Source organism: Streptomyces sp. NPDC002499 (assembly GCF_053595415.1).
Map to the genome: position 1 here is coordinate 16,674 of NZ_JBSFXO010000006.1, position 13,248 is coordinate 29,921.

Sequence of the window (13,248 nt, forward strand, 5' to 3'; positions counted from 1 at the left end):
CGGCGTCCGTGGCTATGGACAACCCCTGGCCGCACAAGTCCGATGACAGGTCTAAACCAATTCCAGGTCGACTCTTGTCATCGGACCCCCGGGTCTGATGAGCTGGCCCGGGACACAACGGACACCCTGGGAAAGGCAGATGCCGTGAGCAACGAAAGCCTGGCCAACCTGCTCAAAGAGGAACGCAGGTTCGCACCCCCCGCGGACCTGGCGGCGAACGCCAATGTCACGGCGGAGGCGTATGAACAGGCCAAGGCTGACCGGCTCGGCTTCTGGGCCGCGCAGGCCCGTCGGCTGACCTGGGCCAAGGAACCGACCGAGACGCTGGACTGGTCGAACCCGCCGTTCGCCAAGTGGTTCAAGGACGGCACGCTCAACGTCGCGTACAACTGCGTGGACCGCCATGTGGAGGCCGGGCTCGGCGACCGGGTCGCCATCCACTTCGAGGGCGAGCCCGGCGACAGCCGCGCCATCACCTACGCCGAGCTCAAGGACGAGGTCTCCAAGGCGGCCAACGCCCTGCTGGAGCTGGGTGTCCGCAAGGGCGACCGGGTCGCCGTCTACATGCCGATGATCCCGGAAACGGCGGTCGCGATGCTCGCGTGCGCCCGGATCGGCGCCGCCCACTCGGTCGTCTTCGGCGGCTTCTCGGCCGACGCGCTCGCGACCCGCATCCAGGACGCCGACGCCAAGGTCGTCATCACCACCGACGGCGGCTACCGGCGCGGTAAGCCGTCCGCGCTCAAGCCGGCCGTCGACGAGGCGGTCACCAAGGTCGACAACGTGGAGCACGTCCTCGTGGTCCGCCGTACCGGCCAGGAGGTCGCCTGGGACGGCGAGCGGGACGTGTGGTGGCACGAGATCGTCGAGCGCCAGTCGGCCGAGCACACGCCCGAGGCCTTCGACGCCGAGCACCCGCTGTTCATCCTGTACACGTCCGGTACGACGGGTAAGCCCAAGGGCATCCTGCACACCTCCGGCGGCTACCTCACCCAGGCCTCGTACACCCACCACGCCGTCTTCGACCTCAAGCCGGAGACGGACGTCTACTGGTGCACGGCCGACGTCGGCTGGGTCACCGGCCACTCGTACATCGTCTACGGGCCGCTGGCCAACGGCGCCACCCAGGTCATGTACGAGGGCACCCCGGACACCCCGCACCAGGGCCGCTTCTGGGAGATCGTGCAGAAGTACGGGGTGACGATCCTGTACACGGCGCCCACCGCCATTCGTACGTTCATGAAGTGGGGGGACGACATCCCCGCGAAGTTCGACCTGTCCTCCCTCCGTGTCCTCGGGTCCGTGGGTGAGCCGATCAACCCCGAGGCATGGATCTGGTACCGCAAGCACATCGGCGGCGACCGGACCCCGATCGTCGACACCTGGTGGCAGACCGAGACCGGCGCCATGATGATCTCGCCGCTGCCCGGTGTCACGGCGACCAAGCCCGGTTCCGCGCAGACCCCGCTGCCCGGCATCTCCGCGACGGTCGTCGACGACGAGGCCAACGAGGTGCCCAACGGCGGTGGCGGTTACCTGGTCCTGACCGAGCCGTGGCCGTCGATGCTGCGCACCATCTGGGGCGACGACCAGCGCTTCCTCGACACGTACTGGTCACGGTTCGAGGGCAAGTACTTCGCCGGCGACGGCGCGAAGAAGGACGACGACGGCGACATCTGGCTGCTCGGCCGGGTCGACGACGTGATGCTCGTGTCCGGGCACAACATCTCGACCACGGAGGTCGAGTCGGCGCTCGTCTCGCACCCCGCGGTCGCCGAGGCGGCCGTCGTCGGTGCCGCCGACGAGACCACCGGGCAGGCCATCGTCGCCTTCGTGATCCTGCGCGGCACGGCCAACGCCGAGGACGAGAACCTCGTCAACGACCTGCGCAACCACGTCGGCAGCGTCCTCGGCCCGATCGCCAAGCCCAAGCGGGTGCTGCCGGTCGCGGAGCTGCCGAAGACCCGCTCCGGCAAGATCATGCGCCGCCTGCTTCGCGACGTGGCCGAGAACCGTCAGCTCGGCGACGTGACGACGCTGACCGACTCGACGGTCATGGACCTCATCCAGGCCAAGCTGCCGGCCGCGCCCAGCGAGGACTGAGCAGTCGTACGACCATGAGAGGGGCGTCCGGCGCGAAAAGCGCCGGGCGCCCCTTTTAGGTAAACTAAGCAAAACTGCGTGACCCTCAAGGTGTGCCGGGAAGTCTGGTCGGCGAACGGTTCTGCCCTGCCCACCACCCGGAGGCCTCCCGTGAGCGCGCCCCGCACCACCCCCGCCCGCAAGGTCCTCGGACGCCTGTCCCTGCCCGAGCGGACCTTCGTCACGGACGCCCTGCGCGCCGAGACGGTCGGCGGTGTGCTGCTGCTCGTGGCCGCGGTCACCGCGCTGATCTGGACGAACATCCCGGCGCTGCACAGCAGTTACGAGAGCGTCAGCCACTTCCACTTCGGCCCCTCCGCGCTCGGCCTGAACCTGTCCGTCGCGCACTGGGCCGCCGACGGTCTGCTCGCCGTCTTCTTCTTCGTCGCCGGCATCGAGCTCAAGCGCGAACTGGTCGCCGGTGACCTGCGCGACCCCAAGGCGGCCGCGCTCCCGGTCGTGGCGGCCCTGTGCGGCATGGCCGTACCAGCGCTCGTCTACACGCTCACCAACCTCACCGGCAACGGCTCCCTGGACGGCTGGGCGGTGCCCACCGCCACCGACATCGCCTTCGCGCTCGCCGTGCTCGCGGTCATCGGCACCTCGCTGCCGAGCGCCCTGCGCGCCTTCCTGCTCACGCTCGCCGTCGTCGACGACCTCTTCGCGATCCTGATCATCGCGATCTTCTTCACGAGCGACATCGACCTCGCCGCGCTCGGCGGCGCCGTCGTGGGCCTGGTCGTCTTCTGGCTGCTGCTGCGGAGGGGCGTACGCGGCTGGTACGTGTACGTCCCGCTCGCGCTCGTCATCTGGGCGCTGATGTACAACAGCGGCGTCCACGCCACCATCGCCGGCGTCGCCATGGGCCTGATGCTGCGCTGCCACCGCCACGAGGGCGAGACACGGGCACCCGGCGAGCGCGTCGAGCACCTCGTACGCCCCCTGTCGGCGGGCCTCGCCGTCCCGCTGTTCGCGCTCTTCAGCGCCGGCGTCACCGTGTCGGGCGGCGCGCTCGGCGATGTGTTCACCCGGCCCGAGACGCTGGGCGTGGTCCTCGGCCTGGTCGTCGGCAAGGCCATCGGGATCTTCGGCGGCACGTGGCTGACGGCCCGTTTCACCAGGGCCTCGCTCAGCGACGAACTCGCCTGGGCCGACGTGTTCGCGGTGGCGACCCTTGCCGGCATCGGCTTCACGGTGTCGCTGCTCATCGGCGAACTGGCCTTCGACGGCGATGCCGTACTGACCGACGAGGTCAAGGCCGCCGTACTGACCGCCTCGCTGATCGCGGCCGTCCTCGCGACCGTGTTGCTGAAGGTCCGCAACGCCAAGTACCGCAGGATGTGCGAGGACGAGGAGCGCGACGAGGACCTCGACGGGATCCCGGACATCTACGAGCAGGACGACCCGGCGTACCACCTGCGGATGGCAGAGATCTTCGACCGCAAGGCCGCCGAGCACCGCCGGATCGCCGCGCTCAAGGAGGCCGAGGCGCGCGGGGAGGCCGAGGCTCGGTAGACAGCGCGGGCGACGCGGGCTTGCCGAAGTGGCGGGCGGGGCAGGCGTCGAGGACCACCGTCCGGCATGATCTGACGGGACGGTACAAAAGACTTACGAGGGAGACGGCGATGAGCGCACCCGAGGGCAGCCCGGTCGGCGCCGAACGCAGCATCGGTCAGTTGTTCGCCTCGGCGACGACCGAGATGTCTGCGCTGGTGCACGACGAGATCGCGCTGGCCAAGGCGCAGCTCAAGCAGGACGTGATCCGCGGGGCGATGAGCGGCGGCGCGTTCACCGTGGCCGCCGGCGTACTGGTGTTCTCCCTGCCGATGCTCAACTTCGCGCTGGCGTACGGCATCCGCACCTGGAGCGACTGGAACCTGGCGCTCTGCTTCCTGCTGTCCTTCGCGGCGAACGTGCTGATCGCGGTCGTCCTGGTGCTGGTCGGCGTGTTCTTCGCGAAGAAGGCTGCCAAGGGCAAGGGCCCGCAGAAGGTGGCCGCGTCGGTGAAGGAGACGGCCGGCGTGCTGGGGAACGCGAAGCCGCACACGCGTCCGGAGGCCCCAGCTCTGGAGGACCGTGCGCCCGCGGCCCTCGAGGCTGTGGCACGCTCGTCGTCATGACGGACCCCGCCACACCTTCGGCGCAACCGACGTCGGTCGTACGAGTCGACGGCCCCTGGACGCACCGGGACGTCGCCGCCAACGGCGCACGTTTCCACATCGCGGAGATCGGCGACGGGCCGCTGGTCATGATGGTGCACGGCTTCCCCCAGTTCTGGTGGACCTGGCGGCACCAGATGACGGCCCTCGCCGACGCCGGCTTCCGCGCCGTCGCCATGGACCTGCGGGGCGTCGGCGGCAGCGACCGCACCCCGCGCGGCTACGACCCCGCCAACCTCGCGCTCGACATCACCGGCGTGATCCGCTCCCTCGGCGAGCCCGACGCCGCGCTGGTCGGCCACGACCTGGGCGGCTATCTGGCCTGGACGGCGGCCGTGATGCGGCCCAAGCTGGTGCGCCGGCTCGCGGTCTCGTCGATGCCGCATCCCCGGCGCTGGCGCTCGGCGATGCTCTCCGACGTCAAGCAGACGCGCGCCGGTTCATACATCTGGGGGTTCCAGCGCCCCTGGCTGCCGGAGCGGCAGCTGACCGCCGACGACAGCGCGCTGGTCGGCGAACTGATCCGGGAGTGGTCCGGGCCCAACGCCCCGGACGACAAGGCCGTGGACACCTACCGCCGCGCGATGAGCATCCCCTCGACGGCGCACTGCGCGATCGAGCCGTACCGCTGGATGGTCCGCTCGATCGCCCGCCCGGACGGCATCCAGTTCAACCGGCGCATGAAGCGCCCGCTGCGCGTGCCGACCCTCCACCTCCACGGCTCGCTGGACCCCGTGATGCGCACCCGCAGCGCGGCCGGTTCCGGCGAGTACGTCGAAGCGCCCTACCGCTGGCGGCTGTTCGACGGCCTCGGGCACTTCCCGCACGAGGAGGATCCGGTCGCTTTCAGTACAGAACTGGTCAACTGGCTGAAGGACCCCGAACCCGATCGGTGACCGCGCCGATGCGCCCGGTATCCGGAACTGAACACCTGTCCTACGAACAGCCACTTGCCCGGCGCATAGGCCGATTGGGGGCCCCTGGGGCGGTTATCGACCTTGGGGCAGGGGCAGACGTCGGGGTATGGGCTGGACGCACGACTACAGTGACACAGCACGCAGTCGCCGCTCGGTGGGCGGCCTGAGTCCCCACCAGCGAGGCAGCGCCCCGCAGATGGCGGGCACGGATCTCCGCGTGGGCATTCCGCGCATCCTGCGCCGCCGGGCCCGCTGGGTCTCGGTGCGCCTGCGCCATCCCCGAGGCTGAGCGCCTTCTTCTTCGAGCCCCTTCCAGGGCTTCGAAGATCTTTACCGGTACGGCGGTCTACAGCGCGCAGCTGTCGCTGTCCACCTGCTGGTTGGCGGTACGCCCCTTGACGATGTCCTCCTGGATCTCGTCCGCGGTGAGGGCGTATCCGGTGTCGGCGTCGTCGAGGGACTTGGCGAACACCACGCCGTACACCTTGCCTTCCGGGGTGAGCAGCGGGCCGCCGGAGTTGCCCTGACGGACGGTCGCGAACAGCGAGTAGACGTCACGGCGGACGGTGCCGCGGTGATAGATGTCCGGACCGCTGGCCGGCAGCCGCCCACGCACGCGTGCCGCCCGGACGTCGTACGACCCGTTCTCCGGGAAGCCCGCGACGATCGCGCCGTCGCCGCTGTCCGCGTCGGTGTCCGTGAACTTCAGCGCGGGCGCCTTCAGATCGGGTACGTCGAGCACCGCGATGTCCCGCTTCCAGTCGTACAGGACGACCGTCGCGTCGTACTTCCTGCCCTCGCCGCCGATCTGGACGGTGGGCTCGTCCACGCCTCCGACCACGTGCGCGTTGGTCATGACGCGGCGGTCGCCGAAGACGAAGCCGGAGCCCTCCAGGACCTTGCCACAGCTCTGGGCGGTGCCCATGACCTTGACGATGGAGCGCTTGGCGCCGGTGGCGACCTGGCTGCTGGCGAGCGCGGGGTCGGGCGGCTGGACCTCCTTGATCGGCTCGTTCGAGAACGGGCTGAAGACCTGCGGGAAGCCGTTCTGCGCGAGGACCGAGGTGAAGTCCTTAAACCAGGTGTCCGCCTGGGTGGGCAGCACCTCGGACACCCCGAGGAGCACCTTGGAGCTGCGGACCTCCTTGCCGACCGTCGGCATCGTGGTCTGCGCGAGGGCGGAGCCGATCAGCCAGGCGACCAGGAGCATCGCCAGGACGTTGACGAGGGCGCCACCGGTCGCGTCCAGGGCGCGGGCCGGGGACCAGGTGATGAACCGGCGCAGCTTGTTGCCCAGGTGGGTGGTCAGGGCCTGGCCGACGGAGGCGCAGACGATGACGACGACGACCGCGACGACGGCGGCGGTCGTGCTCACCTCGGCGTTGTCGGTCAGCGCGTCCCAGACGACGGGCAGCACATACACCGCCACGAGACCGCCGCCCAGGAAGCCGATCACCGACAGGATGCCGACGACGAAGCCCTGGCGATAACCGACGATCGCGAACCACACGGCGGCGACCAGCAACAAGATGTCCAGCACGTTCACGGCAGACACCCTGTCATGACCTCCAGTCGAGGGGGACCTGCTTGTCCTGGTCCCAGGGGCGCTCCCAGCCGGCGTAGTGGAACAGTCGGTCGATGATTCCGGCCGTGAAGCCCCACACCAGGGCCGATTCGACCAGGAATGCCGGACCTCGGTGGCCTTGGGGGTGCACGGCCGTCGCGCGGTTGGCCGGGTCCGTGAGATCCGCCACGGGGACCGTGAAGACCCGCGCCGTCTCGTTCGGATCGACCACCCCGACCGGGGTCGGCACACGCCACCAGCCCAGCACGGGGGTCACGACGAAGCCGCTGACCGGGATGTACAGCCGGGGCAGCACGCCGAAGAGCTGAACACCTGAGGGGTCGAGGCCGGTCTCCTCCTCGGCCTCGCGCAGGGCGGCCCGCAGCGGCCCGTCGGTGCCCGGGTCGCCGTCCTCGGGGTCGAGGGCACCGCCGGGGAAGGACGGCTGGCCGGCGTGCGAGCGCAGCGAGCTGGCCCGCTCCATGAGCAGCAGTTCGGGGCCGCGCTCGCCCTCGCCGAACAGCACGAGGACGGCAGACTGCCGGCCCGCCCCGTCCTCAGGCGGCAGGAAGCGGCTGAGCTGCGGCGGCTGCACCGTCTCCACCGCCCGCACCACCGGATCCAGCCAGCCCGGCAGGCCTTCCTTGCTGAGCGTCACCGGACCGCCCCGCGTATTGCTCGCACGCGTCATCGCCACCCCCGAAGTCCTGCTGGTTCCAACGCCCGCCGCCCCCTTGATCGTTCCTGTCGGCGACCCTGAGATCGCCCCCGAGAACACCCCTGAGAGGGCATCCGGGTCCCCGGCGGACAGTGCGCCGTCACCGGCGGGCCCGGCGAGCGGTCCGTCATCCGGCCGCCCCCAGCGGCGGCGCCGCCTTGCCGCCCGCGTCCAGATAGGCCTGCGGGGGGTTGAGGCGCTGGCCCGGGAAGCCGCCCTTCTCGTACTTGAGGAGCTTCTTCGCCTTCTCCGGGTCCGTCTCGCCCTCGCCGTACGCCGGGCAGAGCGGGGCGATGGGGCAGGCTCCGCAGGCGGGCTTGCGGGCGTGGCAGATGCGGCGGCCGTGCCAGATCACGTGGTGCGAGAGGTCCGTCCAGTCGCTCTTGGGGAAGAGCGCTCCCACGGCGGCCTCGATCTTGTCCGGGTCGGTCTGATCGGTCCACTGCCAGCGCCGCACCAGCCGCTGGAAGTGGGTGTCCACGGTGATGCCGGGCCGCCCGAACGCGTTGCCCAGCACCACGAAGGCGGTCTTGCGGCCGACGCCGGGCAGTTTGACGAGGTCTTCGAGGCGGCCGGGGACCTCGCCGCCGAACTGCTCCACCAGGCCCTTGGACAGCCCTATGACCGACTTGGTCTTGGCCCGGAAGAAGCCGGTCGGGCGGAGGATCTCCTCGACCTCCTCCGGGTTGGCGGCCGCCAGGTCCTCGGGGGTGGGGTACTTGGCGAAGAGCGCGGGTGTCGTCTGGTTGACCCTGAGGTCGGTGGTCTGGGCGGACAGGACCGTGGCCACCACCAGTTGGAAGGGGTTCTCGAAGTCCAGCTCCGGGTGGGCGTACGGGAAGACCTCGGCGAGCTCGCGGTCGATCCGGCGGGCCCGGCGGACGAGGGCGGTGTGCGACTCGGCGTTGGCCGGCTTGGCGACGGCCGCCGCCTTCTTCGCGGACGCGGCCTTCTTCGCGGGCGCCGTCTTCTTCACCGCAGCCTTCTTCGCGGGTACGGCCTTCTTCGCGGCCGTGGCCTTCTTGCCGACCGCGGCCTTCTTCGCGGCCGTCGTCTCTTTCACGGCCGTCGATTTCTTCGTGGCCGTCTTCTTCGCCGGAGTCGCCTTCTTCACCGCAGCCTTCTTTGTCACTTTTGCCGGTTTCTTTCCGCCACCAGGGTCCTGTTCGCCCACAGCGGAATCACGACGTGCAGCCATCCGCCCAGCCCCCTTGGCCTGTGCTCTCACCGGCGATTTGGACACCCGGCCAGCCTAGAGCCCGACACTGACATCCGCCCCGGACCCAGGAGATCAGCCCCCAATTGGACCCCTGCCGCTTACCTCGGGACACCAGTGCGGCATCCTTGTGACAGATCACACTGTTTGGACCGTCCGGCAAGATGGGGAGCACGGTCCCCTGGTACCAAGGGGGCGCAAGATCCCCTGAGCAGGTCGACAAGGAGAGAACTCGTGGACGACGTTCTGCGGCGGAACCCGCTTTTCGCGGCGCTCGACGACGAGCAGGCCACGGAGCTTCGCGCCTCCATGAGCGAGGTGACCCTCGCGCGCGGAGACTCGCTCTTCCACGAGGGCGACCCCGGAGACCGGCTCTACGTGGTCACCGAGGGCAAGGTCAAGCTGCACCGCACCTCCCCCGACGGCCGCGAGAACATGCTCGCCGTCGTCGGCCCCGGCGAGTTGATCGGCGAGCTGTCGCTGTTCGACCCGGGCCCCCGTACCGCGACCGCCACCGCGCTCACCGAGGTCAAACTCCTCGGTCTGGGCCACGGTGACCTCCAGCCCTGGCTGAGCGCCCGTCCCGAGGTGGCCGGCGCCCTGCTGCGCGCCGTCGCCCGCCGACTGCGCAAGACCAACGACGCTATGTCCGACCTGGTCTTCTCCGATGTTCCCGGCCGCGTCGCCCGCGCCCTGCTGGACCTCTCCCGCCGCTTCGGCGTGCAGTCCGAAGAGGGCATCCACGTCGTCCACGACCTCACGCAGGAGGAGCTGGCCCAGCTGGTCGGCGCGTCCCGCGAGACCGTGAACAAGGCGCTCGCCGACTTCGCCCAGCGCGGGTGGCTCCGCCTGGAGGCGCGTGCGGTGATCCTGCTGGATGTCGAGCGGCTGGCCAAGCGTTCGCGCTGACGCTGGTCTTGGCGGTACGACTTCGGGGCTCCTTCTTTAAGAGGAGCCCCGTTTTCGCGTGCGCAGAGCGCCTGAGCGCGCAAGGCGCCTAGATAAGACCGTGTTCCTTCAGGTAGTCCAGCTGTGCCCGTACCGACAGCTCCGCCGCCGGCCACAACGAGCGGTCCACGTCGGCGTACACATGAGCGACGATCTCGGACGACGTGCCGTAACCGTTCTCGACGGCCGTCTCGACCTGGGCGAGGCGGTGGGCTCGGTGGGCGAGGTAGAACTCGACGACGCCCTGGGCGTCGTCCAGGACCGGCCCGTGGCCCGGGAGCACCGTGTGGACGCCGTCGTCGACCGCGAGGGATCTGAGGCGGCGCAGGGAGTCCAGGTAGTCACCGAGGCGGCCGTCGGGGTGCGCCACGACCGTCGTACCGCGTCCCAGGACCGTGTCCCCGGTCAGGACCGCCTGATCGGCCGGGAGATGGAAGCACAGGGAGTCCGAGGTGTGTCCCGGGGTCGGCACGACCAGCAGCTCCAGACCGCCGACCCGGACGAGGTCCCCGGCGCCCAGTCCCTCGTCGCCCAGCCGCAGCGCCGGGTCCAGGGCCCGCACCTTCGTGCCGGTCAGCTCGGCGAAGCGGACGGCTCCCTCGGCGTGGTCCGGGTGGCCGTGGGTCAGCAGGGTGAGCGCGATCCGCTTGCCGGCCTTCTCGGCGGTGTCGATGACATTGCGCAGGTGCCCGTCGTCCAGGGGGCCCGGGTCGACGACGACCGCCAGCTCCGAGTCGGGCTCGGCGAGGATCCAGGTGTTGGTGCCGTCGAGGGTCATCGCCGAGGCGTTGGGCGCCAGGACGTTGACCGCGCGGGCGGTGGCGGGACCCGAGAGGACCCCGCCTCTGGGCTGACCGGGAAGGGCTGCTGCGTCCGTCATGCCGTGGCTCCACCGGTCGAGAGGTCGGTCGGTTGATCGGTCGGATGGTCGGTCGGGATGTGCTTGGTGAACTCGTCGTGCCCCGGCCAGGACAGCACGATCTCGCCGTCCGCCAGCCGCGCGCGGGCCAGCACGGCGGTCAGGTCGCGATCCGGGGCCGCGGCGAGCGCCTGGGCGGCCGTGGCATAGGGCAGCAGTTGGCGCAGGGTCGCGATGGTGGGCGGCATCATCAGCAGCTCGCCCTTGTCGTACGAGATCGCCGCCTCCTCCGGCCGGATCCACACCGTGCGATCGGCCTCCGTGGAGGCGTTGCGGGTGCGCTGGCCGTGCGGCAGGGCGGCCACGAAGAACCAGGTGTCGTAGCGGCGGGTCTCGAACTCCGGGGTGATCCAGCGGGTCCAGGCGCCCAGCAGGTCCGAGCGCAGGACCAGGCCGCGGCGGTCGAGGAACTCGGCGAAGGACAGCTCGCGGTCGACCAGCGCGGCCCGGTCCGTCTCCCACTGGGGGCCGGTCGTGTCGCCGACCACGGAGTCGGGGGTCTCACCGGCGAGCAGGACGCCCGCCTCCTCGTACGTCTCCCGGACGGCCGCGCAGACGATCGCCTGGGCCTCCGTCTCGTCGACGCCGAACCGCTTCGCCCACCACGCGCGCGTGGGGCCCGCCCAGCGGATGTGGTGCTCGTCGTCACGGGGGTCGACGCCGCCGCCCGGATACGCGTACGCGCCTCCGGCGAAGGCCATGGAGGCGCGTCTGCGCAGCATGTGGACGGCGGGGCCGCCGTCGGTGTCCTTGAGGAGCATGACGGTGGCCGCGCGCTTGGGGGTGACCGGGGTGAGCGTGCCGTCCGCCAGCGCGCGGATACGTTCCGGCCAGTCCTGGGGAAACCACTGCCCATTCGCCATGGCCGGAGGCTATCCCCTGGTGCGCGAATGTTCGAGAGGTACCCGAGGTCAGGGCCCCGGCTCGCGGGTGTCGCCTACGGAACGAGCTCCACCTGGATCTCGACCTCCACCGGAGCGTCCAGCGGCAGCACCGCCACGCCGACCGCGCTGCGCGCGTGCACGCCCTTCTCACCGAGGGCGGCGGCGAGCAGCTCACTGGCGCCGTTGACTACGGCCGGTTGACCGGTGAAGTCCGACGCCGAGGCGACGAAGCCCACGACCTTCACCACGCGCGCGATGCGGTCCAGGTCGCCGGCCACGGACTTGACGGCGGCCAGCGCGTTCAGCGCGCAGATGCGGGCCAGGTCCTTGGCCTCCTCCGGCGTGACCTCGGCGCCGACCTTGCCGGTGACGGGCAGCTTGCCCTCCACCATCGGGAGCTGCCCCGCGGTGTAGACGTAGACGCCCGACAGCACGGCGGGCTGGTAGGCGGCCAGCGGCGGGACGACCTCGGGCAGGGTCAGGCCGAGTTCGGCCAGCTTCGCCTCGACGGTGCTCATGCCTTCTCCCGCTTCAGGTAGGCCACCAGCTGTTCGGGGTTGTTGGGCCCGGGCACGACCTGGACGAGCTCCCAGCCGTCCTCGCCCCAGGTGTCCAGGATCTGCTTCGTGGCGTGGACGAGCAGCGGCACGGTTGCGTATTCCCACTTGGTCATGTGGCCGACTTTAGCGGCTGGTCCGCAGGGCTCAGGGGGCGACTGTCGCCACGTTGTCCACAGGCTGCCGCGTAGCTTGCGCACAGACTGGTTAGGCTCGAAGACGTGAGCAGGCTCCAGGTCGTCAGCGGCAAGGGCGGGACCGGCAAGACGACGGTCGCCGCCGCACTCGCGCTGGCCCTCGCGACCGAGGGGAAGCGGACGCTTCTCGTCGAGGTCGAGGGCCGCCAGGGCATCGCGCAACTCTTCGAGACGGATGCGCTGCCCTATGAGGAGCGGAAGATCGCGGTCGCTCCGGGTGGCGGGGAGGTGTATGCGCTCGCCATCGACCCCGAGCTGGCCCTTCTGGACTACCTCCAGATGTTCTACAAACTCGGGGGCGCCGGACGGGCCCTGAAGAAGCTCGGCGCGATCGACTTCGCGACCACCATCGCGCCCGGCCTCAGGGACGTCCTGCTGACCGGCAAGGCGTGCGAGGCGGTGCGTCGCAAGGACAAGAGCGGCCGCTTCGCGTACGACTACGTCGTCATGGACGCGCCCCCCACCGGCCGCATCACCCGCTTCCTGAACGTGAACGACGAGGTGGCGGGTCTCGCGAAGATCGGCCCGATACACAATCAGGCGCAGGCCGTGATGCGGGTGCTGAAGTCCAAGGAGACGGCCGTGCACCTGGTGACGCTCCTGGAGGAGATGCCCGTCCAGGAGACCGCCGACGGAATCGCCGAACTGCGCGCCGCGCGGCTGCCGGTGGGCCGGATCATGGTGAACATGGTGCGCCCGGAGGTGTTGGACGCGGCAGACCTGGAACTCGTCGGCAGCACACCGCGTACGGCCCTCGCGAAGTCCCTGTCCGCCGCGGGCCTCGGCGGGGCGCGGCGCGGCGGCAACGCGGAGAAGCTGGTGGACCCGCTGCTCGCGGAGGCGAAGGAGTACGCCGAGCGGTACGCGCTGGAGGAGGAACAGCGGTCCGTCCTGGCCGATCTGGGCCTGCCGCTGCACGAACTGCCGCTGCTGGCCGAAGGCATGGACCTCGGCGGGCTGTACGGGCTGGCCAGGGAGCTGCGCGGGCAGGGCCTGTCATGAGCCGGAGCACGAGTGGGCACCCGGA

General features: G+C 70.3%; 13 protein-coding genes and 1 pseudogene. 7 read left to right on the forward strand and 7 right to left on the reverse strand.

The annotated features are described in order from the left end of the window. Positions 1–144: 144 nt before the first annotated feature. The 5 genes and pseudogenes from acs to ACWD5F_RS17250 all read left to right on the forward strand — a co-directional run bounded on the left by acs (position 145) and on the right by ACWD5F_RS17250 (position 5,507). Positions 145–2,103 carry an acetate--CoA ligase gene (gene acs, locus ACWD5F_RS17230; RefSeq protein WP_451255146.1) on the forward strand — a complete coding sequence of 653 codons (1,959 nt, stop codon included), beginning with the start codon at positions 145–147 and terminating at the stop codon, positions 2,101–2,103. Positions 2,104–2,253: 150 nt separating this feature from the next. Beyond that, a pseudogene (gene nhaA, locus ACWD5F_RS17235) lies at positions 2,254–3,727 on the forward strand (Na+/H+ antiporter NhaA). Positions 3,728–3,767: 40 nt separating this feature from the next. Further along, the gene (locus ACWD5F_RS17240) at positions 3,768–4,262 is read left to right on the forward strand and encodes a phage holin family protein (RefSeq protein ID WP_451255148.1); all 495 of its coding nucleotides are present in this window, start codon (positions 3,768–3,770) and stop codon (positions 4,260–4,262) included. Next, positions 4,259–5,197 carry an alpha/beta fold hydrolase gene (locus ACWD5F_RS17245; protein ID WP_402357508.1) on the forward strand — a complete coding sequence of 313 codons (939 nt, stop codon included), beginning with the start codon at positions 4,259–4,261 and terminating at the stop codon, positions 5,195–5,197. Before ACWD5F_RS17240 ends, ACWD5F_RS17245 begins: the two co-directional genes overlap by 4 nt. 127 nt (positions 5,198–5,324) lie before the next feature. Beyond that, positions 5,325–5,507, forward strand: a complete 183-nt coding sequence (locus ACWD5F_RS17250) for a hypothetical protein (protein ID WP_123998680.1) — start codon at positions 5,325–5,327, stop codon at positions 5,505–5,507. A 57-nt stretch (positions 5,508–5,564) separates the two neighbouring features. Here ACWD5F_RS17250 and ACWD5F_RS17255 read toward each other — a convergent pair whose 3' ends face one another. From ACWD5F_RS17255 to nth, 3 genes are all read right to left on the reverse strand, one after another. Continuing rightward, positions 5,565–6,764: a MarP family serine protease gene (locus ACWD5F_RS17255; RefSeq protein WP_451255150.1), complete on the reverse strand. Its 1,200-nt coding sequence runs from the start codon at positions 6,762–6,764 to the stop codon at positions 5,565–5,567. 13 nt (positions 6,765–6,777) lie between these two features. Further along, positions 6,778–7,473 (reverse strand): NUDIX hydrolase, encoded by a 696-nt coding sequence (locus ACWD5F_RS17260; RefSeq protein ID WP_401719625.1) that lies wholly within the window; start codon positions 7,471–7,473, stop codon positions 6,778–6,780. 154 nt (positions 7,474–7,627) lie between these two features. Then, positions 7,628–8,698: an endonuclease III gene (gene nth / locus ACWD5F_RS17265; protein WP_451255152.1), complete on the reverse strand. Its 1,071-nt coding sequence runs from the start codon at positions 8,696–8,698 to the stop codon at positions 7,628–7,630. Positions 8,699–8,950: 252 nt separating this feature from the next. Between nth and ACWD5F_RS17270 the strand changes: the two genes are divergently transcribed. Continuing rightward, entirely contained in the window at positions 8,951–9,625 is a 675-nt protein-coding gene (locus ACWD5F_RS17270; RefSeq protein ID WP_123998683.1) for a Crp/Fnr family transcriptional regulator, read from the forward strand. Between the two features lie 88 nt (positions 9,626–9,713). Here the strand turns inward: ACWD5F_RS17270 and ACWD5F_RS17275 are convergent, their stop codons facing one another. From ACWD5F_RS17275 to ACWD5F_RS17290, 4 genes are all read right to left on the reverse strand, one after another. Continuing rightward, entirely contained in the window at positions 9,714–10,544 is an 831-nt protein-coding gene (locus tag ACWD5F_RS17275; protein WP_451255154.1) for an MBL fold metallo-hydrolase, read from the reverse strand. After that, positions 10,541–11,446 (reverse strand): NUDIX hydrolase, encoded by a 906-nt coding sequence (locus ACWD5F_RS17280; protein ID WP_451255156.1) that lies wholly within the window; start codon positions 11,444–11,446, stop codon positions 10,541–10,543. The genes ACWD5F_RS17275 and ACWD5F_RS17280 overlap by 4 nt, the downstream gene beginning before the upstream one ends. A 74-nt stretch (positions 11,447–11,520) precedes the next feature. After that, the gene (locus ACWD5F_RS17285) at positions 11,521–11,985 is read right to left on the reverse strand and encodes a RidA family protein (RefSeq protein ID WP_451255158.1); all 465 of its coding nucleotides are present in this window, start codon (positions 11,983–11,985) and stop codon (positions 11,521–11,523) included. Next, positions 11,982–12,140 carry a DUF4177 domain-containing protein gene (locus ACWD5F_RS17290; protein WP_003967454.1) on the reverse strand — a complete coding sequence of 53 codons (159 nt, stop codon included), beginning with the start codon at positions 12,138–12,140 and terminating at the stop codon, positions 11,982–11,984. Before ACWD5F_RS17290 ends, ACWD5F_RS17285 begins: the two co-directional genes overlap by 4 nt. Before the next feature lie 105 nt (positions 12,141–12,245). Between ACWD5F_RS17290 and ACWD5F_RS17295 the strand changes: the two genes are divergently transcribed. Then, positions 12,246–13,223 (forward strand): ArsA family ATPase, encoded by a 978-nt coding sequence (locus ACWD5F_RS17295; protein ID WP_451255160.1) that lies wholly within the window; start codon positions 12,246–12,248, stop codon positions 13,221–13,223. Positions 13,224–13,248: the final 25 nt, after the last annotated feature.